Annotated in this window: 17 protein-coding genes; 14 read left to right on the top strand and 3 right to left on the bottom strand. The window is 74.2% G+C overall.

Going from position 1 to position 20,787, the window contains the following annotated elements; genetic code table 11:
• Positions 1-145 precede the first annotated feature (145 nt).
• From O7611_RS16615 to O7611_RS16590, 6 genes are all read left to right on the top strand, one after another.
• A complete protein-coding gene (locus O7611_RS16615) occupies positions 146-1,171 on the top strand; it encodes a methyltransferase (protein ID WP_194799060.1) in 1,026 nt (341 codons plus the stop codon).
• Between the two features lie 252 nt (positions 1,172-1,423).
• On the top strand, positions 1,424-2,443 hold the full coding sequence (locus O7611_RS16610) for a polyprenyl synthetase family protein (protein ID WP_194799061.1): 1,020 nt from the start codon (positions 1,424-1,426) through the stop codon (positions 2,441-2,443).
• On the top strand, positions 2,440-3,477 hold the full coding sequence (locus tag O7611_RS16605) for a UbiA family prenyltransferase (RefSeq protein WP_194799062.1): 1,038 nt from the start codon (positions 2,440-2,442) through the stop codon (positions 3,475-3,477). Before O7611_RS16610 ends, O7611_RS16605 begins: the two co-directional genes overlap by 4 nt.
• Entirely contained in the window at positions 3,474-5,174 is a 1,701-nt protein-coding gene (locus O7611_RS16600; RefSeq protein WP_194799063.1) for a prenyltransferase/squalene oxidase repeat-containing protein, read from the top strand. The genes O7611_RS16605 and O7611_RS16600 overlap by 4 nt, the downstream gene beginning before the upstream one ends.
• Positions 5,171-6,445, top strand: a complete 1,275-nt coding sequence (locus O7611_RS16595; RefSeq protein ID WP_269697181.1) for an FAD-dependent oxidoreductase — start codon at positions 5,171-5,173, stop codon at positions 6,443-6,445. The genes O7611_RS16600 and O7611_RS16595 overlap by 4 nt, the downstream gene beginning before the upstream one ends.
• Positions 6,445-7,470: a histidinol-phosphate transaminase gene (locus O7611_RS16590; RefSeq protein ID WP_228531443.1), complete on the top strand. Its 1,026-nt coding sequence runs from the start codon at positions 6,445-6,447 to the stop codon at positions 7,468-7,470. The genes O7611_RS16595 and O7611_RS16590 overlap by 1 nt, the downstream gene beginning before the upstream one ends.
• On the opposite strand, the gene O7611_RS16585 is transcribed toward O7611_RS16590, so the two are convergent.
• Both O7611_RS16585 and O7611_RS16580 read right to left on the bottom strand, forming a co-directional pair.
• Complete coding sequence (locus O7611_RS16585; protein ID WP_194799066.1) at positions 7,375-8,367, bottom strand: 2-hydroxy-acid oxidase; 993 nt, start codon at positions 8,365-8,367, stop codon at positions 7,375-7,377. The genes O7611_RS16590 and O7611_RS16585 overlap by 96 nt on opposite strands.
• 15 nt (positions 8,368-8,382) lie before the next feature.
• Positions 8,383-9,321: a 3-oxoacyl-[acyl-carrier-protein] synthase III C-terminal domain-containing protein gene (locus tag O7611_RS16580; protein ID WP_194799067.1), complete on the bottom strand. Its 939-nt coding sequence runs from the start codon at positions 9,319-9,321 to the stop codon at positions 8,383-8,385.
• A gap of 71 nt (positions 9,322-9,392) precedes the next feature.
• Between O7611_RS16580 and O7611_RS16575 the strand changes: the two genes are divergently transcribed.
• The 5 genes from O7611_RS16575 (at position 9,393) to O7611_RS16555 (ending at position 14,697) form a co-directional block, all read left to right on the top strand.
• Positions 9,393-10,553 (top strand): glycosyltransferase, encoded by a 1,161-nt coding sequence (locus O7611_RS16575; RefSeq protein WP_194799068.1) that lies wholly within the window; start codon positions 9,393-9,395, stop codon positions 10,551-10,553.
• A gap of 85 nt (positions 10,554-10,638) precedes the next feature.
• The gene (locus tag O7611_RS16570; protein ID WP_194799069.1) at positions 10,639-11,616 is read left to right on the top strand and encodes an ATP-binding cassette domain-containing protein; all 978 of its coding nucleotides are present in this window, start codon (positions 10,639-10,641) and stop codon (positions 11,614-11,616) included.
• A gap of 23 nt (positions 11,617-11,639) precedes the next feature.
• Positions 11,640-12,404: an ABC transporter permease gene (locus O7611_RS16565; protein ID WP_013476421.1), complete on the top strand. Its 765-nt coding sequence runs from the start codon at positions 11,640-11,642 to the stop codon at positions 12,402-12,404.
• 116 nt (positions 12,405-12,520) lie between these two features.
• Positions 12,521-14,173, top strand: coding sequence for a class I adenylate-forming enzyme family protein (locus O7611_RS16560; protein WP_370584838.1), 1,653 nt, complete (start codon positions 12,521-12,523; stop codon positions 14,171-14,173).
• A 44-nt stretch (positions 14,174-14,217) separates the two neighbouring features.
• Positions 14,218-14,697, top strand: a complete 480-nt coding sequence (locus O7611_RS16555; RefSeq protein ID WP_194799071.1) for a hypothetical protein — start codon at positions 14,218-14,220, stop codon at positions 14,695-14,697.
• A gap of 19 nt (positions 14,698-14,716) precedes the next feature.
• On the opposite strand, the gene O7611_RS16550 is transcribed toward O7611_RS16555, so the two are convergent.
• Positions 14,717-16,300: a ricin-type beta-trefoil lectin domain protein gene (locus O7611_RS16550; RefSeq protein ID WP_269697180.1), complete on the bottom strand. Its 1,584-nt coding sequence runs from the start codon at positions 16,298-16,300 to the stop codon at positions 14,717-14,719.
• A 525-nt stretch (positions 16,301-16,825) separates the two neighbouring features.
• On the opposite strand from O7611_RS16550, the gene O7611_RS16545 reads away from it, so the two are divergent.
• The 3 genes from O7611_RS16545 (at position 16,826) to katG (ending at position 20,690) form a co-directional block, all read left to right on the top strand.
• Positions 16,826-17,827, top strand: coding sequence for a glycoside hydrolase family 11 protein (locus tag O7611_RS16545; protein WP_194799073.1), 1,002 nt, complete (start codon positions 16,826-16,828; stop codon positions 17,825-17,827).
• 134 nt (positions 17,828-17,961) lie between these two features.
• On the top strand, positions 17,962-18,390 hold the full coding sequence (locus O7611_RS16540; protein ID WP_135240611.1) for a Fur family transcriptional regulator: 429 nt from the start codon (positions 17,962-17,964) through the stop codon (positions 18,388-18,390).
• 23 nt (positions 18,391-18,413) lie between these two features.
• Positions 18,414-20,690, top strand: a complete 2,277-nt coding sequence (gene katG / locus O7611_RS16535; protein ID WP_269697179.1) for a catalase/peroxidase HPI — start codon at positions 18,414-18,416, stop codon at positions 20,688-20,690.
• Positions 20,691-20,787: the final 97 nt, after the last annotated feature.

The raw sequence follows: 20,787 nt of genomic DNA, 5'->3' as shown, positions 1-20,787 counted from the left end.
CTGCGCGCCTGCGCTGGCCCGCGAATTGTTCCACGTCCATGAATGTCCTCACCAGCCGTCGTCGTTGACTCACCCGCCGTACGCCTGGAAGCATGCGCACCGGCGGGGGCGGCGGTGCCGGCCCGCGACGCGGGAGGAGGCGCCGGTGTCGATCGATGCCCGGATCGAGGGTGACGCGCGGGAGCGGCTCGACCGGCTCACCGACCTGGCCACCCCGTTCGCGGTCCGCACGGCGGTGACGCTGCGCGTGCCGGACCGGATCGCCGCGGGCGTCACCGGTCTGGGCGAGCTGGCCGACGCCTGCGGGGCGGACGCCGCCGCGCTGGGCCGCCTGCTGCGCTACCTCGTGCACCGGGGCGTGTTCGTCGAGGTGTCGCCGGACGTGTTCGGCCTGACCGACGTCGGCGAGCTGCTCTGCGACCGCGACGGCGGCGGCCACGGCGCCTACCTGGACCTCGCCGGGCTCGGCGCGCGGATGGACCTGGCCTGGACGGGCCTGCCGCACGCGATCCGCACCGGCGGGCCCGGCTACCGGGAGGTGCACGGGCGCGACTTCTGGGCCGACCTCGACGCCCACCCGGACCACCGGGCCTACTTCGACGCGCTGATGCTCAGCCAGCAGCGGTTCACCGCGCCGGAGGTCGCCGCGCTCTACCCCTGGCACGAGGCCGGCCACGTGGTCGACGTGGCCGGCGGCGCGGGCGGGCTGCTGCGGGAGGTGCTGGGCGCCCATCCGCACCTGCGCGGCACCCTCGTCGACCGCGACGAGCCGGTGGCCACCGCCGCCGCGACGTTCGCCGCGTGCGGGCTGGCCGACCGGGCCGAGACCGTGGTCGGGGACTTCTTCGCCCCGCTGCCGCCCGGTGCCGACGTGTACGTGGTCTCCCGCGCGCTCACCGACTGGAGCGACGCCCACGCCACCGCGATCCTGCGGCGCTGCGCCGAGGCGGCCGGGACCACCGGCCGGGTGCTCGTCATCGAGGTGCTGCCGACGATGCCGCACGTGCCGCACCTGTCGCCGTACGACCTGCGGATGCTGGTGCTCGTCGGCGGCCGGGAGCGCGGGGTGCCCGAGTTCACCGCGCTGGCCGCCGCCGCGGGTCTGACGCCCCGGCGTACCTACCACGGCACCGACGGGCTGACGCTCATGGAGTTCGCCGCCGGCGCCTGACCCGGGCGGAGCGGGTGGTACCTGTCCGGTGCCGCCCCGTGCGCCCGAACATTGACGTATATGCATCGAGATGGCGGCCGTGGGTCAAACGGTGGATTTCTCGGTGCTTCGGTCAATGTGCTGAAGAATGCTGTCACGACATTTGTGGCCACCCATGTCCATGCGCATTTATCAATGGTTGTTCCGGGGAGGGCCTACCGGTAACGTCTCGCGTGGCGACTAGCCGATCCCTGGCGAAAGGGTCGACGCGTCATGACGGTTGCTGGCTCCACGCGATATCCGCCCTTCATCGACGACCTGGCCCGTAGCGAATCGGGGCGGCTGCTGCGCGCCGAACTCGGCCGGCGGTGGCCGGAGACGCCCGACCAGCTCGACGCGATCGTCCGCTACGCGCTGCTGCCGGCGGGAAAGATGCTCCGCCCGATGATGACGCTGCACGCCGCCGAGGCGGTGGGTGGATCGCCACGGGACGTCCTCGCCGCCGCGCTCGGCACCGAGTACCTGCACGTCGCGACGCTCGTGCACGACGACATCATCGACGCCGACACGCTGCGCCGCGGCCGCCCGGCGGTCCCTGTCGCGTACGGCATCCCCGGCGCCATCGTGGCCGGCGACCACCTCATCTTCCACGCCTTCCAGGCGATCGTGGAGAGCGGCCGGGCGGTCCCCGCGGCCTCGGTCGTCGCCGCCGTCACCGCGCTCGCCGAGGCCGGCCAGGACCTGTGCCGGGGCCAGGCGCTGGAGGCGCGGCTCGTCGGCGACCTGGACGCGGGCGCCCGCTGGTATCCGGAGATGATCCGGCTCAAGACCGGCTCGCTGTTCCGCGCCGTGTGCCACATCGGCGCGCTGCTCGGCGGCGCCGACCCGCTGCTCTCCGCCGCACTGGCCCGTTACGGCGAGCACCTCGGCACCGCGTTCCAGATCCGCGACGACCTGCTGTCCTACCTGTCCACCCCGGAGCAGACCGGCAAACCGGCGACGAGCGACCTCAACAACGGCCGGCCCACGCTGCCGCTGCTGCTGGCGTACGACGCGATCGGCGACACCGCACGGGTGGAGCTGCTGGCGGTGCTGCACCGCCGCGGCGCCGGCCCCGGCGACGTCGAGTGGGTCACCGCCCTGCTCGACGACGTGGGCGCGGTCGCCGGCGCCCGGCGGCGGATGGTGGAGCACGCCGAGCGGGCCCGCGCCGAACTCGCAGCGCTCACCCCGTCCGCGAGCGCGGACGTGCTCACCGGCATCGCGGCCTGGATGACGAGCGAGATGGCGTGAGCACGGCCGGTGCCGTGCGAGCACTGCGGGCTCACGTGGAGACCTGGCGGCCCTACACCCTCTGGTACGTCGGACTGGTCGGCCTCGCCGGCGCCGCAGTGGCCGGTGGCCGGCACGACCCGTGGCTGCTGCTGTCGGCCTGGGCCGCGCCCACCGCCGGCTGGCTCGGCGGCCACTACCTCGGCGACTACTTCGACCGGGATCTCGACGCCGGCAGCAAACCGCACCGGCCGATCCCGTCCAGCCGGCTGCGCGCGGGCACGGCCCTGTGGTGCGGCAGCGCCTGCTTCGCCGCGCTCGGCGTCCTCGCCGTGCTGGACGGATGGGGCACCACGCTGGCGGCGCTGCTTGCCGGGTGCGGCATCGTGGCGTACAGCAGGTGGTTCAAGGCCCGGGGGATCGCCGGCAACCTGGTCCGCGGCGCGCTCGGCGCGGTCGCGCTCGGCTACGGCGCGCTCGCCGCCGGGATCGCGCCGGACCGTGCCTGGGCGGTGCCGGTGCTGCTCGCGCTCGTCGTCGCGTTCTGGTCGCACGACGCCATGTCCAACCTGGTCGGCGCGCTGCGCGACATCGACGGCGATCGTGCCGGCGGCTACCGCACGCTGCCGGTGGGCCGGGGCGTGCCGGTGGCCGTGCGGACCGTGGTGGCGCTCTACGCCGTCACGATCGGCGCCGCGGTGACCGCCGGACTGCTGGCCGGCACGGGCACGCGGATGTCGTACCTGGCGACTGTGCTCGTCGTCCTGGCCACCGGCGTCGTCGCGCTGGCCCCGCTGGTGGCGCGCCGCGACGGGATGCCCGTCCTGGTGGCGCTGCGCGCCCACTCGGTCCTGGTCGTCGAGCGGGTCGTGCTGGCCTCGGCGGCGGTCGGGCTCGGCCTCGGCGTCGCCGTGCAGCTCGCGCTCGCGTTGCCGATGGTGCTGCTGACCTGGCTGGCGCAGCGCGGCATGCGCGTCCGACACGAACTCGGCCCGCCGGTGGCGGGCCTGACCCTCGCCACCCGCAGTCGACTGCCGCTGGAGGACGCGCCATGACCGCTGTGACCGCCGAGGCCGTCGGGAAGGCCCTCACCGACGGCGCCGAGGCGCTGTTCCGCCGCCGCCGCCCCGACGGCGCCTTCGGCGACGACCCGCCCGCCTCGGTGCTCGGCACCGCCGGCGCGGTAGCCGCCGTGCACGCCGCCGACCCGTCCGGCTGCGCCGACCTGGTCGACGCCGGAACCGCCTGGCTGCGCCGCGCGCAGCACGACGACGGCGGCTGGGGTGGCGTGGTGGGCGCCGGCACCGCCGTCGTACCCACCGCCGTGGCGGTCGCCGCGCTGGCGCTGAGCGCACCGGCGGACAGCGCCGACGCGATCGCGGCGGGCCGGGCCCGGCTGGCCGCGCTCGGCGGCGTCGACACCATCACCGACCCGGCCATCTCGCTGCTGTGCCGGCAACTGCTCACGATGGCCGGGATGACCGCCGAGGCCGGCCCGCTGCGCCGGCTGCCGCTGGAGATCGTGCTGTTCGACCGGGTGCGCCGGCAGCGCCTGTCGTTCCGTACCGCGCCGTTCGTCGGGCTCGCCCTGATGCAGGCCGGCATGCTGCCCGCGGGTCGGCTGCGCCGGGCCACGCTGCGCCGCGCCCGTCCGGCGGCGGTACGGCTGCTGCGGTCCATCCACGACCACGAGGGCCGCACCGGCGCGCTCAGCGAGGACCCGTGGCCGGCCGCGCTCGTCCTGCTCGGCCTGGCCCGCAGCGGCGAGGCCCCCGACATCGCCCGCGCCGTCGTCGGCTGGCTGCGCCGCGCGGTACGCCCCGACGGCTCCTGGGACGCGGTCACCAATCTGGACCTCACCCGTACCGGGTACGCGGCGACCGGGCTGATCGCGGCCGGCTACGCCGACGACCCCCAGCTGCACGCCACCCGGCAGTTCCTGCACGCCGCCCGCAAGACGGAGGCGTTCGAGGTCCTGGACGTGCCGCCGGGCGGGTGGAGCTACTCGAACGCCCGGGGCTGGCCGGTCACGCTGGAGTCCGCCGAGATCCTCTCCGCGCTCGCCGGACTCCCCGGCGCCGGCGCCGACCCGGTGCTGCGTCAGGGCCTGGCGTGGCTCGTCGGCCGGCAGGACAGCCGCGGCTCGTGGAGCCTGTGGGTCCGCGACACCCGGCTCGCCAACGACGGACCCTGCCCGGCCATCACCAGCCAGGCGATCCTCGCGCTGCACGACGCCGGGCATCCGGACGACCACCCGGCGATCGCCCGCGCGGCGGCCTGGCTGCTGACCCGGGCCGCGCCCGACGGCACGTTCGAGAACCTCTGGTACCGCGACCACACCTCCGGCACCGCCGTGGTGGTCGCCGCGCTGTCCCGGGTCGGGCACGCCCGGCACGACGTGGTGCGCCGCGCGGCCCGGTGGTTGCGGGACACCCAGCTGCCCGACGGCTCGTGGGGCCCGGGCGACGGTACCGGCGGCACCGTCGAGGAGACGTCCTGGGCGGTGCAGGGCCTGCTCGCGACCGGCGACCCGGACGCCGCCGGGGCGGTGGACCGGGGCGTCGCCTGGCTGGTGGCCGCCGCCGGACCGGACGGCGCCTGGCCCGCCGCCCGGGTCTGCAACTACATCCGGCACCACATGCGGTACCCGAACGCGGTGATCACCCAGGCGCTCGCGCTGCGGACGCTCGGCGAGTACCGCCGGGCCGCCGCCGCGCCGTCCGGCGCCGCACCGGGCGCGGTGGCCCGATGAGCGCCGACGTGGTGGTGGCCGGTGCCGGCGCCGGCGGGCTGGCCTGCGCCCACGCGCTCGGCGCGCTCGGCCTGCGGGTGCTCGTGCTCGACCGGCAGCGCGCTCCGGCGTCGATCGCCAAGGGCGAGATCCTCCAGCCCGAGACGGTACGCATCCTCGACTCCTGGGGCGCGCTGGGCGCTCTGCGGGCCACCGGCGCGCGCCCGGTCGGGCGGCTGGCCATCCGCGACGCGTACGGCGAGCCGCTGCTCTGCCTGGACTACGCCGGCCTGCCCGGGGCGTACCGGCAGATCCTCTGCGCCGACTACGGCGACCTGCGCGCGGTGCTGGCCGGCCGGCTCCCCGCCACGGTGGAGGTCCGGTGGGGCGTGCGGGTGACAGGCGTCCGGCGCGACAGCGGCGGGCGGATCGACGGCGTCCGGGTCGTCGCGGACGGCGCCGAGCGGGACGTCGCGGCGCCGCTGGTGGTCGCGGCCGACGGCATGTCCTCGCCGCTGCGCCGCGCGGCCGGGATCGGCGTGGAACGCCGGGAGTACCCGCACGGCCTGGTCGCGGTCGACGTGGACGGCGCCGAGGTGGCCGACGAGGTGTCCGCCTACCGCACCGCCCGGGGACTCTGCCTGGTCTACCCGCTGCCGGGCGGGCGGTGCCGCCTCTATGTGCAGGTCACACCGGACGAGTTCCGGGGCCGCGTGGACCTCGACGCGTGGTGCGGACGGCTGCTCGCCGACGTGCCGGCGATCCGTCCGCTGGGCCCGGCCGTGCGCGCGAGCCTGCACCGGCGCCAGTTGCTCGCGGTCTACCGGCTGCGCAGCGCGCGACTGGCCGTACCGGGTCTCGCGCTCGCCGGTGAGGCCGCCCACGCGGTGCACCCGATGGCGGCGCAGGGCGTCAACAGCTCCCTCGGTGACGCCGAGACGCTCGCCGCCTGCCTGGCCGCCGAGGGCGGCGCGCCGGAACCGGCCGCCGTGGACCGGGCACTGCGGGCCTTCGAGGCGGCGCGGCGGCCCCGGCTGGACCACGTCGCCACCGTCAGCCACAACGCCTCCCGCATGATCACCGCCGTGTCCGGGCTGCCGAGGCTGCTCGGCGCGCGGATGATGCGCCGCACCGCCGCGAACCCCCGGCTGCTCGGGCTCACCGCCGGCAACCTCTCCGGCACCGACGTGCGGCCGCTGTCCGCCGTCGACCGGCTCTACCAGCTCGGGCTGCTGGCCGACCGGCACGCGCACACCCCGTCCCCACCGGTCCCGTCGGAAAGTGAACGATGATGACGCCTGCCACCGCCGTCGGGACGCAACCCCCGGCCGACCTGTCCATGAACGAGACGCCCTACCCGCCGCTGCCGGGGATCCGGCGGGTGGTCGCCGACGCCGCCGCGACGCTCCAGCGCTATCCGGACCGCACGTCGTCGGCGCTCGTGGCGGCGCTGTCGGCGCGGCTCGGTGTCGGCCCCGAGGCGATCCTCGTCGGCCCCGGCTCGGCCGGGCTGTGCCAGCACCTCGTGCAGTCCCTCGGGCCGCGCCCGGACGTCGTCCACCCGGCCCTGTCGTTCGAGGGCTACCCGCTGATCGTCGGCAACGCCGGCGCCCGTGCCGTGCCCGTCCCGATGCGCGGGTACGACCACGACCTGCCGGCGATGGCGGACGCGGTCACCGACCGGACCCGGTGCGTGCTGCTGTGCAACCCCAACAACCCGACCGGTACGGCGCTGCGCCGCGACGACGTCGAGGCGTTCCTGGACCGCGTCCCGGCCGACGTGCCGGTGATCGTGGACGAGGCGTACCGCGAGTTCGTCACCGATCCGCGTTCGCCGGACGGGATGGACCTGTACCGCGCGTACGACAACGTCTGCGTGCTGCGCACGTTCTCCAAGGCGTACGGCCTGGCCGCGCTGCGCGTCGGGTACGCCGTGGTGCCGCCCCGGCTCACCCGGGCCGCCGCGCTCACCGGTGCGGTGTTCTTTCCCTCCGCGCTGGCCCAGGCGGCCGCGGTGGCGAGCCTGACACCGGAGGTGGGCGCCGAACTGACCCGGCGGTGCACCGACCTGGTGGCGGCGCGTACCCGCCTGATCGGCGCGCTGCGCGGCCTCGGGCTCACCGTCGCGCCGAGCGAGGCCAACTTCGTGTGGCTGCCGCTGGGGGAGCGGGCCGTGCCGTTCGCCGAGCGGGCCCGGGCGGCGGGCATCCTGGTGATGGCGCTACCGGGCGCCGGGGTCCGGATCACCGTCGGCGCTCCGGAGGCGAACGAGCGGCTCTGCGCGTTCGTCCGCGCCGCGCTCGCCGACGGGCTCTGACCGGCCCGCCGGCGCCAGCGCGGCCACGCTCAGGTAGCCCAGGCCGGGCTCGTAGTCGGCCACCACCACCACCGGCCGGGGCCGCGCCGCGTCCCCGGCGAGACGGTCCAGCAGCGCCCACCAGAGGCCGGTGGACGGCTGCCGCTCCGGACCGGTCGTCACCGCGCCGCCGCCGGGACCGGGCCACACAGCCGCGAGTTCAGCGCCGAGCACGACCGCGACATCGGTACGCCCGGCCGTCAGCTCGCGCACCTCGGCCGCCGCGAGCGCCGCCACCTCGCCGGGGCCGACGTCGGCGTGCTGGCGAAGCCCGGTCAGCCGCGCACCGGCGCCGAGCCCGATCCGCTCCGGACCGCCGCCGGTCCCGCTGTCGGCGTTGTCGTCGGCCGCGGTGCCGTAGAGCATGGCCACGGCCCGGTGGCGGGCAGGTACGGGCACCGCCGCGTCGTACGGCAGGACCGCCTGCTCGACGGTGACCAGCAGGGCCCGGCGGCAGCCGTAGTCGCGGGCGATCCGCAGCCCGGTGAACGCCGCCGCCGAACCCTGGTCGCAGAGCGCGAACGACATCGGCGTACCAGGGCACACGTGACTGAGGTACGCCGCGGTGGCCCGGCCGGGCAGCACGTCGTGCACGGCGAACGCCAGCACCAGCAGGTCCACCGGCTCGTCCGGCGGCACGACCGCCGGGATCAGTTCGGCGGCCATCTCCCCGTAGGACTGCCCGAGCGCCGCCGACGGCGCGTCGAACAGGCCGTCCGGCACCCGCAGCCCGTACGGCCGGGCCAGGTCCCTCAGGTAGCCGGCGCTGCGCTCGCGCAGCACCGGATCGCCGAGCAGCGCGGCCGGGCCGGTGACCGTCTGACGGGCGGCCCGCAGCAGGCGGAGTCCGCTCTCCACGGTGACCACCGCCGCTCAGTGCTCGAACACCATGGCGGCGAACGTCGCGCCGTCCCCGGCACCGACCGCCGCGACCAGGTACCGGTCACCCGGCCGGAGCAGGTCGCGTTGCCGGGCGGTGCGGTAGTTGACGAACGCGTCGGCGCAGAACACGTGGCCGGTCTCGGTCACGTTGTCCAGCAGCACCCGGTCCAGCGGCAGCCCGATCAGCCGGCACAACCGCTTCCAGGTCATCAGGTTCACGTTGTGCGGCAGCACCAGCCGCAGCTCGGACAGCGCCGTCCCGGCCCGGTCCAGCGCCCGGCCGATCACCTCGGCCAGCGCCGGCCGGTACGCCCGCTGGAACCGCGCCGGGGACTCGCCGCCGGCCACGTCGAACTCGCCCCGCTGGTGACAGGCGTACGCGAGCAGCCGGTCCCGGCCGCCACCGGCGCTGAGCAGGCAGGCCGACGAGCCCTCGCTGAACACCGACGTCTCCGGGATGAACTGGGCGTCGCGGGTGAACGCCTTCTCCCCGGTGAGCACCAGGGCCAGCGGCGGGCCGTCCGGCGTGTCCGGTTCGGACGCGAGCAGCCGCCCGGCCACGTCGATCGCGGCGAGCGCGCTCGCGCAGGACTGCTGGGTGAGCGTGAACGCGAGCGCGTGGCTCAGCCCGAGCGTGCGGCACACCTCGTGCAGCGGGTTGACCGGATAGGGGGTGACCACCGGGAACGCCCGCCCGTACACCACGAACCGCACCCGCTGCCGCAGCGCGGGCAGCGCGGTGAGGCCGCCCGCCGCGCGCAGCAGCAGGTCGGTCAGGGACAACCCGGGATCGCGGCGGACCTCGGTCAGGCCGTGGAAGCGGCCGAACAGGCGGACCTGCATGTCGGTCAGGCCCAGCGGCGCGGCCAGGCTCTCGACCGGCACCCGGCGCTGCGGCAGGAACACCGAGACGGCGTCGATCGCCGTCATACGCGTACCGTCACGACACGGATCAGATCAGTGACGCCGGTGGATGTCAACGCGCGTGCGATCATATCGACGTGGCTCGCTTTCTGTTCGTCGTGCTGCCGGTGGAGTCCCACCTGCACGCCCCGGTCGCCATCGCCCAGCAACTGGAGGTGGCCGGGCACGAGGTGGCCTGGGTCGGGCCGCGCAGCGACCTGCGCCCGCTGGTCGGCCCGGATGCCGTGCTGTTCCCGACCGGCAAGCGCTACTACCGGCCCGACGGCGCGTCCGGGGCGGCCTCGGTGCGCAGCCTCTGGGAGGGGCACGTGCTGCCGGCGAACCGATTCATCCGCGACGCCGCCGACGCGGCGGTCGAGCGGTACGAGCCGGACGTGGTGGTGGCCGACCAGTACGCGCTGGCCGGTGCGCTCGCCGCGCACCGCCGCGGGCTGCCGTGGGCGACGTTCTGCGTCGGCATGCTGGAGCTGACGCCGCCCACGGAGGAGATGCCCGAGTTCACCGACTGGGTGCGCGCCCAGATCCGCCGGGTGTGGGCGATGACCGACGTCCCCGTGGGCGAGACGATCGACCTGCGCTTCTCGCCGTACCTCGTGATCGGGCTGACCACCGCGGCGCTGACCGGCCCGGCGCCGCTGCCGCCGGGCTGTGTGCTCACCGGGCCCGCACTGGGACGGCGGCCGAACGCGCCGGCGTTCGCCTGGGAGGCGTGGGATCCCGGCCGCCGGCACGTGCTGGTCACCGTCGGCACGATGGCCGAGCATCTCGCCGCCGACTTCTTCCGGCGGATGACGGCGGCGACCGCGCCGCTCGCCGGCCGGGTCCAGGTGATCCTCACCGCCGGGCCCGGCCTGGTGCCCGACCCGCCGCCGCACGTGCTGGTCGCGCCGCGGGTGCCGGTGCTGGAACTGATGCCGCGACTGGACGCGCTGGTGTCCCACGGCGGGCTGGGCACGGTGTCCGAGGCGCTGGCCCACGGCGTGCCGGTGGTGGTCGCGCCGATCCGGCACGACCACCCGGCGGTCGCTAGTCAGGTGTGCCGGGCCGGAGCCGGTCTGGCGGTCTCCTTCGGCACGGCGACCCCGGCGGAGCTGACCGCCGCGCTCAGCGCGGTGCTCGACGAACCGGCGTACCGGGCCGGGGCGCGCCGGGTCGGTGAGTCGTTCGCGGCGGCCGGCGGCGCGCGGGCGGCGGCGGCGCACCTCGCCGCGTTGGCACGCACGGCTGCCGACGCCTGACGCATCGACCGTTGTCCAACCGTCGGCGCGGAACTAGCCTGACCTGACGCACCCGCGCCGGCGTCCTGCCGCACGAGGAGGCTCGATGATCGAGGCCACCGGCCTACGCAAGTCCTTCCGGGTCGGACGCGGGCGCGGCGCCACCACAGTCGACGCCGTGCGCGGTGTCGACTTCGCGGTACGGCGCGGCGAGATCGTCGGGTTCCTCGGCCCGAACGGCGCCGGGAAGTCCACCACGCTGCGGATGCTCGCCACGCTGATCCGGCCCAGCGGGGGAGCGGCCACCATCGCCGGGGTCGACCTGCTGCGCGCACCCGCGCAGGTCCGGCGGCGGATCGGCTTCGTGGCGCAGGCCAGCGGCACCTACGACGACTCCACCGCCCGGCGTGACCTGGTGCTCCAGGCCCGCATGCACGGGCTGTCCAAGTCGGTGGCGCAGGACCTGGCCGCCGGCGCGATCCGCGCGTTCCAGCTCGACGACTTCGCCGACCGCAAGATCAAGACGTACTCGGGCGGGCAGCGCCGCCGCCTCGACGTGGCGCTCGGCGTGATCCACTCGCCGCAGGTCATGTTCCTGGACGAGCCCACCGCCGGGCTCGACCCACCCAGCCGGGTCCGGATGTGGCAGGAGGTACGGCGGCTGCGCGAGGAGGGCATGACCATCTTCCTCACCACCCACTACCTGGACGAGGCCGACAGCCTCTGCGACCGGGTCTCGATCATCGACGCCGGGCGGATCGTGGCCGAGGGCACCCCGTCGGCGCTCAAACGCGAGATCTCCGGCGACGTGGTCGCCATCGACTTCGCCACCGCCGACGTCGCGGACCAGACCGGCGGCGACCTGCCGGCCGCGACGAAGCTGCTGGCCGAGGCGCCGTACGTGCACGCGGCCGAGCCGGTCGACGGCACACTGCGGCTCTACGTGGACAGCGCCGCCACGGCCATCCCGCAGATCATGCGGGCGCTCTACGACAGGGGCATCGAGCCCGGCGCGATCGAGGCCCGCCGACCCAGCCTCGACGACGTGTTCCTGGCCAAGACCGGCCGGTCGCTCGCCGAGTGACCGGACGCCGAGAGGAGTACGGCGTGAAGCTCGTCCGCGACACCTGGCTGATCTTCCAGCAGGAGGCCGGCCTGATGGTGCGCAACCCGGTGATGGTCGCGTTCAGCCTGGCCCAGCCGATCACCTACCTGATCCTGTTCGCACCGTTCCTCAAGGTGGTGATGGTCGACCGGGGCGCCGCGTCGTACGCCGACGCGTACCGGATCTACGTGCCCGGCCTGTTCGTGGCGATGGGCCTGTTCGGTGGCCTGTTCGCCGGGTACGGGCTGCTCAGCGCGCTGCGCGCGGGCATCATCGACAGGTGCCGGGTGACGCCGGTGAGCCGGACCGGCCTGCTGCTGGGCCGGGCGCTGATGCACGTGTGCCTCAACGTGGTGCAGGCGGTGGTGGTCACGCTGGTGGCGCTGCCGTTCGGCCTGCGGGTGCACCTGGCGAACCTGCTGGTGTCGTACGCGCTGCTGTCGGTGATGGTGCTGCTCAGCACGTCGATCTCGTACGACATCGCGCTGCTGGTGCGCAACGAGAACAGCCTCGGCGTGCTGGTGAACACGGTCGGCCAGCCGGTGTCGCTGCTCGCCGGCGTGCTCATCCCGCTCGTGCTGGCGCCGATGTGGATCCAGCGGGTCGCGGTGTGGAACCCGTTCGCCTGGGCCACCGACGGCATGCGCGCGCTGTTCGCCGGCCAGATCACCCAGACCGTGGTGTGGCAGGGCGCGCTCATCATGTCCGGGCTGGCCGCCGCCAGTCTGTTCTGGTCGTCGCACCTGTTCAACCGCGAGGTCTCCTGACCGTCCGTGCATCGACCATTGTCTCAGCGTGGCGGGCGCTCTAGCCTGATCGTGTCCCCGCTCGGCGGCCGGTACGGGGCGCGGCCGTGACGCGTGTCAGCTGAGGAGGCCACTCGTTGGGTGCCGACAACTTCCGGGCGACGCTGGCGGCCGACATGGAGCTGGGCGCGGGCAACGTGCTGCTCCGGCTGGCCGAACACGGCGCCGACATGGACATGCCCCGGGTGACGTTCGACGCCGACGTCGACGGCATCCCCGCCTGGACGCCGCTGTCGCTCGCCACGCTCACCGAGCGGGTCGCGGCCCGGGCCGCCTGGTTCCGGGCGCGCGGCGTCGGCCGGGCCGACCCGGTCGCGGTGTACGTGACCTCCGCACCAGACGTGTTCCTCAACTTCCTGGCGCTGACCTGGCTCGGCGCGATCCCGGCGCTGATGAACGGCAACATGCCGGTCGAGCTGGCGGCCGAGTTCGTCAGGCGGCTGCGCGGGGCCGGGGTGGTGGTCGACGCCGACCACGCCGCCCTGGCCGAGCACGCCCTCGGCGCGCCGATCCTCGGCGACGCGGCGCAGACCGGCACCGGCGACCCGGCGCAGGCGCCGCCGCACCACCGGCACCACCCGCAGGAACCGGTGGTCATCACCCACTCCTCGGGCACCACCCGGGTGCCCGCCGCGATCGTCCACTCGCACCACGGGCTGTTCGCCGCGATCCGCGCGGTCCGGCTCACCGAGTCCCGGCCGTACGGCGAGGTGCGGGAGATGTCCGCGCTGCCGGCCGCGCACGCCGCCGGCATCATCACGCTCAACCAGGCGCTCTGCAACGGCTACCAGCTGCTGTGTCTGTCCGCGCAGGGCGGCCCGTTCGCGCGCAGCGCCGAGACGATCCTTTCCGCGATCGAACGGTGGCGCCCCACCGGCGTGTTCGGCTTCGCGGTGACCTGGTCCGAGCTGGCCCGGGTCGACCTCACCACCCGCGACCTCAGCTCGGTGCGCAACTGGTTCAACACCGGTGACTGCGCGCACGAGGCGCACGTCCGCCGGCTCGTCGCGGTCGGCAGCCATCCCGCGTACACCCGCGACGGCATGGTCGACGTTCCCGGCTCCAAGTTCGTCGACATGCTCGGCTCCACCGAGATGGGGCACGGCGCGTTCCGGATCACCCACCGGCTCGGCAGCGACCGCTACGACCGCTGTGTCGGCAAGCCGTACCCGTTCGCCGAGATCGCCCTGCTCGACGTGGACACCGGCGAGGAGGTCCCGCCGGGGCAGGTGGGGCACGTCGGCCTCAAGTCGCCGACCCTGGCGCTCGGCTACTGGAACGACTCGGTCACCACGTACCGCACCCGGCTGGGCGGCTACTACCTGACCGGCGACCTGATGTACCGCGACGCGGCCGGCGACTACCACCACGTCGACCGGGCCAGCGACGCGGTCGACCTGGGCGGCGGCACCTGGCTGTACACCGCGCTGTCCGAGGAGCGCATCCTCCGGCACTGCCCGGACGTCCGCGACTGCACAGTCCTCGCGGCGGCGGGGGAGGACGGCACGACCGTCACCGACGTGCTGCTCCTGCTCGCCGCCGACGCCGATCCGGCGCACGACCGTACCGAACGGGTCCGGGCCGCGCTGGGGCCGGCGGTGGCCGCGACGCTGCGGCGGGTCGTGACGGTCCCCGACGACGACGTGGTCACCGGGCCGACCGGAAAGGTCCGCAAGTTCCTCATGCGACAGCGGCTGCTCGCCGGCGCCGGAGCGCCCGGCACCGGCTGACCGGGGGACATCGACGGCTGGCGCGGCCGTGCCAGAATCCAGCCGTGTCCTACCTCCCCTCGCAGCCGTACCCGCCGATGCCCGGCGGCGTGAGCCCGCTGATCGCCTACCCGCACCCGATCACCCCGCCGCCCGGCTGCGGGGTGCTCGTCGTCTCGGTGAACCGCGGGCCGTACCTGATCCCGGTGCCGGTGACCAGCCGCTTCAAGATCAACCGTCAGGTGGTCGCCATCCCCGGCGAGGGGACCTGGCACGTGGCGGTGCCGGCCGGCGCGCACGACGTCAGGTACACCGACTTCATGGGCGTCCCGCTCGTCACCACGACGCTCGCGGTACAGCCGGGGGCCGCGCACCACCTCGCGTTCCGCTTCGGCGGGTGGCGCAACCGGGTGTACGACGGCTACGGCACCGACGTCACCCGGTTCGGCCTGTGGTCCAACTACAGCGTCATGCTGGTCCTGCTGCCGGTGGTCGGCCTGGCCTGCTGCGGGGCGTTCGGGCTGGTCCTCGGCTCGACTCCCTGATCCGGGCCTGGTCGCCCGGCTAGCGCAGCGACCAGGTCTGCTTCACGTTGAACACGCAGGTCCAGGCGTTCAGCGGCGCGCCCGCGGCGTGCCCGTCGACGTCCAGGCAGCGGTCGGTCGCCCGGTTGAACAGCGACCGCCGGCCCTGGCTCTCGATCCACTCCCACTTCTGCGCCGGGTTGCCGCTGCACCACGCCGTCTGCACCGGTACGCCGTCGCGCTTCTCGCCCCACGCCACGTCCAGGCAGAGGCCGCCCTCGACCCGGACGCTGCCGTCGGACGCGAACGTCCACCACTGGGCGCGCTCCTCCCGGCAGGCCCGCAGCACGACGCGTACGCCGTCCCCGCTGCCGCCGCTGGCACACAGGCCGGTCTCCTTGCCGACGAGTTGTTTCGCGCCGGCCGGGCGGACCGGCGCGGCCGGCTTCGCCGGTTCCTTCGACGTGCCCGCCGCCGGCGCCGACGTGGACGGGCGCACGGCCGACGACGCAGGCGGCTTCGGCGTCCGGGTACCGGGCGACGGGGTGCCGGAACTCGCCGGCGTGCCGCGCAGCCGGCCGTCGAGGGCGTAGAAGTCGGTGAACTCCCGGACCGTGCGCAGGAACGCCTGCGTCCCGGCGTCGAAGTCGCCGCCGGTGTGGCGCACGGCGTCGGTCCCGTCGCGGTACGCCGCCAGCGCCAGCAGGTCCGGGTCGCCGTCGAGCGCGGCCAGTTCCCGCCGCAGCGCGCAGAGCGTGGCGCCGGCCGCCGGTACCGCTGCCTGCGGGTCCCACGGCGAGGCGCCGGACGGGCCGTACGCACGCCACAGCTCGGGCCGGAACTGGGCGATGCCCTTTCGGCCACCGTCGCCGAGCAGGTTCGGGTCGAAACCGGAGGAGGCCATCAGCTGCGCGGCGACAGCGGCCGGGGGCACCTGCGGGCACACCGAGCCGGCCCGTACCACCAGGCGGACGTACGCGGCGGGGACCGCCCTGGGCTGCCGGCGCTCACCCTCGCCGCCGGCTGGGCCGGTCTCGGCGAAGCCGTCCTGCCGCCCGTAGTAGGCGGCGTACCGGCCGGCCTCGTCGACGTACGGGACCGCCGCCGAGGGCACCCCCTCGGCGGCGCGTACCTTTTCGAACCCGGTGTGGAACGCGGCGAGCGACAACCGCCACGGGTCGCCGGGGACGGCAGCCGCGCGCACCTGCCCGGCCAGGTCGCACATGTGGTGGGCCAGCGCGAGGATGTTGGCCGCGCCGTCGGTGCGCTGCGCGTCGGGCCACGGCGCCCAGGTCCGCCACCGCTCGTCGTCCAGTCCGGCCAGGCCCCGGCCGCCGGACGCGGTCCGCTCGGCCCGCGCATCCAGACCCGACTCGGCCATCAGCTGCCCGGCCAGCCGCGCCGGGGTCAGCGCGGGGCAGGAGCGGGCAGCGGCCCGGATGGCGGCCAGGTGCTCGGCGGAGACGGCCCGGCCGGCCGGCTCGTCGTCGCGGGCGGTGGCGACGCTCCCGCTGAGGGCGGCGACCGCCAGGCTCAGCGCCGCCAGCCCGGCGGCGCCGGCGGCGACGACGCCGCGCGGGATCCGGCGCGGCCGCGGGCGCGCGCCGGGGGCATCGGGTGTCACAGGGCGGTCCCTCCGGTGATGACGGACGCCCTGCCGGTGCGCGGCGTCCTCGGTTCACCCGGCCGGAATCGGGTCCGATCCGGTCCGGCCGTCATTGAACCGAGCGTCCGGCGAGCCGTCAAATGTGGACGGTCCGGCCCGGCCCCGCCCGCTCGCGCGCGCCTACCGGCGGTGGCGGTGTTGATCCGGAACAGAACCGAAAGTTTTCGGGATCCCATCGCCTCCGATGACGTCCGGGCAGCTGTCGCCGGCCCGTCGATGCTGTTCGGAGGCGCTTTTCGGCAGCCGTAACGGCCGTTCAGGGTCCGGGCCGGGGTTACCACAACATTTCCGGAACTTGTTGACAGGATGAACCAGGGCTCCAATACTGTGGCCATCGGCGTATCTCGATTGACGTCGATGTCCGACCACCACCCGTGGCGCGGCTGTCGCCCCGGTCCCGCCGTCCGCGGGCGGGCGAGCACCCGCGGCTCGCGCCACCGGAAGCTGGCCGCCCGCCAGCCGTCACAGGGAGGAAACCCGTCCATGAAAGACGCCCCCGTCCGTACGGGCATCCGCAGGCGCGGACGCCTCAGGATGGCCCTCGGCGGTGCCTGTGCCGTGGCGCTGATCGCCGCCGGGGCGACGGCCGTCGCGTCAGGTCCGGCCTACGCCGACACCACCGTCACGTCGAACTCCACCGGCACCAACAACGGCTACTTCTATTCCTTCTGGAAGGACAGTGGCAACGTCTCCATGACCATGGGCAACGGTGGTCAGTACAGCACCCAGTGGAGCAACATCAACAACTTCGTCGCCGGCAAGGGCTGGAACCCGGGCGGCCGCCGCACGGTCAGCTACTCCGGCAGTTTCAACCCGTCCGGCAACGCGTATCTGACGCTCTACGGCTGGACGCGCAACCCGCTCGTCGAGTACTACATCGTGGACAGCTGGGGTAGCTGGCGCCCGCCGGGCAGCGGCTACATGGGTTCGGTGTCCTCCGACGGCGGCACGTACGACATCTACCGCACCCAGCGGGTCAACGCCCCCTCGATCGAGGGCACCCGGACGTTCTACCAGTACTGGAGCGTCCGCCAGTCGAAGCGCGTGGGCGGCACCATCACCTCCGGCAACCACTTCGACGCCTGGTCGCGCTACGGCATGAACCTCGGTTCGCACGACTACCAGATCCTGGCCACCGAGGGCTACCAGAGCAGCGGCAACTCCAACATCACGATCGGCGGGACCAGCGGTGGCAACCCGACCACCCCGCCGCCGAACAACGGTGGCTGCACGGTCAGCGTCAGCCGCGCCGAGGAGTGGGGCGACCGGTTCAACGTGACCTTCTCGGTCAGCGGCACCAGCAACTGGGTGGTCAGCATCCAGACCCAGGGCGGGCAGAGCCTGCAGAACAGCTGGAACGCGTCGATCAGCGGCACCAGCGGCACGCTCACCGCGCGCCCGAACGGCAACGGCAACAACTTCGGCATCACGCTCTACAAGAACGGCAACAGCAACACCCCGACGGCGACCTGTTCCGCCGCCTGAGCCCTTTTCCGGGGAGGGGGTGCCGCGCCTGGCGCGGCACCCCCGTTTCGTGCGCCGGGAGTGCCATGATGTGACGGCCGACACACCTGGGCAAAAACTTGATTGATTCCAAAAGACCGGACTAAGGTCGTCGCATGACGGCCGACTTCGAGACGCAGCTCCGGGCGGTCTCGTTGCGGGTGACCCGGCCCCGCCTGGCGGTGCTGTCCGCGCTGCGCGACCACCCGCACGTCGACACCGACACGGTGATCGCCCTGGTCCGCGCCGAGCAGCCCACCGTGTCCCACCAGGCGGTCTACGATGTGCTCCGGGCCCTCACCGACGCCGGGCTGATCCGGCGCATCCAGCCGGCCGGCGCCACGGCCCGCTACGAGTCGCGGGTGGGAGACAACCACCACCACGTCGTGTGCCGTTCCTGCGGCGCCATCGCCGACGTCGAGTGCGCCGTCGGCCGCGCCCCCTGTCTCACCGCCTCGGACGACCACGGCTTCGTGGTGGACGAGGCGGAGGTCGTCTACTGGGGCACCTGCCCCGGTTGCGCGGCCGACCGCACCGCCCAGTGATCCGCCAGTTCGGAAGGAAGCAGATGAGCGACACCCAGGACAACCGGCCCGTCAGCCCGCAGGGCGTGGACGCCAAGGAGGCGGCCGGCTGCCCGGTCGCGCACGACTCGGTGACCGCGCACGGCAGCGAGAGCGAGAACCCGGCGATCGACTCGCCGACCCCGAAGACCGGCGGTCGTCCGCGCAGCAACCGCGACTGGTGGCCCAACCAGCTCGACCTGTCGGTGCTGCACGCCCACTCGTCCAAGGGCAACCCGCTGGGCCCGGAGTTCAGCTACGCCAAGGAGTTCGCGAAGCTCGACGTCGAGGCGCTCAAGCGGGACATCAGCGAGGTGCTCACCACCTCGCAGGACTGGTGGCCGGCCGACTTCGGCCACTACGGCGGCCTGATGATCCGGATGAGCTGGCACGCCGCGGGCACCTACCGCATCGAGGACGGCCGCGGTGGCGCCGGCGACGGCGGGCAGCGGTTCGCGCCGCTGAACAGCTGGCCGGACAACGCCAACCTGGACAAGGCCCGCCGGCTGCTCTGGCCGGTCAAGCAGAAGTACGGCCAGAAGATCTCCTGGGCCGACCTGCTGGTGCTCGCCGGCAACGTGGCGCTGGAGTCGATGGGCTTCAAGACCTTCGGCTTCGGCTTCGGCCGGGAGGACGTCTGGGAGCCGGAGGAGATCTTCTGGGGTCCCGAGGACACCTGGCTGGGTGACGAGCGCTACGCCTCCGAGAAGGACATGGTGGCCGGCGTCGGCGCGACCGAGATGGGTCTGATCTACGTCAACCCGGAGGGCCCGCGCGGCAACGCCGACCCGCTCGCGGCGGCGCACTTCATCCGTGAGACGTTCCGCCGGATGGCGATGAACGACGAGGAGACCGTCGCGCTGATCGCCGGCGGCCACACGTTCGGCAAGACCCACGGCGCCGGCCCGGCCGACCGGCACGTCGGCCCCGAGCCGGAGGCCGCGCCGCTGGAGGCGCAGGGCCTGGGCTGGCTGAGCACGTACGGCGAGGGCAAGGGCGGCGACACGATCACCAGCGGCCTCGAGGTCACCTGGACCGACAAGCCGACCCAGTGGAGCAACCGGTTCTTCGAGATCCTCTTCGGCTACGAGTGGGAGCTGACCACCAGCCCCGGCGGCGCCAAGCAGTGGGTCGCCAAGGACGCCGAGGCGATCATCCCGGACGCCCACGACCCGTCGAAGAAGCACAAGCCGACCATGCTCACGACCGACCTGTCGCTGCGCGTCGACCCGGCGTACGAGAAGATCTCCCGCCGCTTCCTGGAGAACCCGGACGAGTTCGCGCTGGCATTCGCCAAGGCCTGGTACAAGCTGCTGCACCGTGACATGGGCCCGGTCAGCCGCTTCCTCGGCCCGTGGGTGCCCGAGGCCCAGCTCTGGCAGGACCCGGTGCCGGCCGCCGCGCACCAGCTGGTGGACGACGCCGACGTCGCCGCGCTCAAGGCGAAGGTGCTGGAGTCCGGCCTCACCACCGCCCAGCTGGTCTCCACCGCCTGGGCCTCGGCCGCGAGCTACCGCTCCACCGACAAGCGCGGTGGCGCCAACGGCGCGCGGATCCGGCTGGAGCCGCAGCGCGACTGGGAGGTCAACCAGCCCGAGCAGCTCGCCACCGTGCTGGCCACCCTGGAGGGCATCCAGCAGGAGTTCAACGCCGCCGGCGGCGCCCAGATCTCGCTCGCCGACCTGATCGTGCTGGCCGGCTCGGCCGCTGTCGAGCAGGCGGCGCGCGACGCCGGCGTCGAGGTCACGGTGCCGTTCCACCCGGGTCGCACCGACGCCACCCAGGAGCAGACCGACGTCGAGTCGTTCCGGGTGATGGAGCCGCGCGCCGACGGGTTCCGCAACTACCTGCGGCCGGGCGAGAAGACCCAGCCGGAGGTGCTGCTCGTCGACCGCGCGTACATGCTGAACCTGACCGCGCCGGAGATGACCGTCCTGGTCGGCGGTCTGCGCGCGCTCGGCAACAACGTCGGCGGCGCCGCGCACGGCGTCCTCACCGACCGGCCCGGCGTGCTCACCAACGACTTCTTCGTCAACCTGCTCTCCCCGGGTACCCGGTGGAAGGCGGCGGAGTCCGAGGAGCACGTGTACGAGATCCGCGACCTGGCGACCGACCAGGTGAAGTGGACCGCCACCGCGGTCGACCTCATCTTCGGCTCCAACTCGCAGCTGCGGGCGCTCGCCGAGGTCTACGCCAGCGACGACGCGCGGGAGAAGTTCGTCCGCGACTTCGTCGCCGCCTGGACGAAGGTCATGGAGCTGGACCGCTTCGACCTGGCCTGATCCGCCACATCCGAGCGAGCCCCGGTCCGTCGCGCCGCGACGGGCCGGGGCTCGTCCGTGTCCGGGGGATCAGCAGCACGCGCCGGCCCGCAAACGT

It is taken from the genome of Micromonospora sp. WMMC273, assembly GCF_027460285.1.
Taxonomy (GTDB): Bacteria; Actinomycetota; Actinomycetes; order Mycobacteriales; family Micromonosporaceae; genus Micromonospora; species Micromonospora aurantiaca.
The sequence above is the reverse complement of the archived record's forward strand: the minus strand, read 5'-3'. Positions and strand labels throughout refer to the sequence as shown.

What these genes read in the sequence shown, in the direction of transcription:
- O7611_RS16610 (WP_194799061.1), top strand. Translation starts at nt 1,424, where the DNA reads ATGACGGTTGCTGGCTCCACGCGATATCCGCCCTTCATCGACGACCTG.
- O7611_RS16600 (WP_194799063.1), top strand. Translation starts at nt 3,474, where the DNA reads ATGACCGCTGTGACCGCCGAGGCCGTCGGGAAGGCCCTCACCGACGGC.
- O7611_RS16595 (WP_269697181.1), top strand. Translation starts at nt 5,171, where the DNA reads ATGAGCGCCGACGTGGTGGTGGCCGGTGCCGGCGCCGGCGGGCTGGCC.
- O7611_RS16590 (WP_228531443.1), top strand. Translation starts at nt 6,445, where the DNA reads ATGACGCCTGCCACCGCCGTCGGGACGCAACCCCCGGCCGACCTGTCC.
- O7611_RS16580 (WP_194799067.1), bottom strand. Translation starts at nt 9,321, where the DNA reads ATGACGGCGATCGACGCCGTCTCGGTGTTCCTGCCGCAGCGCCGGGTG.
- O7611_RS16570 (WP_194799069.1), top strand. Translation starts at nt 10,639, where the DNA reads ATGATCGAGGCCACCGGCCTACGCAAGTCCTTCCGGGTCGGACGCGGG.
- O7611_RS16545 (WP_194799073.1), top strand. Translation starts at nt 16,826, where the DNA reads ATGAAAGACGCCCCCGTCCGTACGGGCATCCGCAGGCGCGGACGCCTC.
- O7611_RS16540 (WP_135240611.1), top strand. Translation starts at nt 17,962, where the DNA reads ATGACGGCCGACTTCGAGACGCAGCTCCGGGCGGTCTCGTTGCGGGTG.
- katG (WP_269697179.1), top strand. Translation starts at nt 18,414, where the DNA reads ATGAGCGACACCCAGGACAACCGGCCCGTCAGCCCGCAGGGCGTGGAC.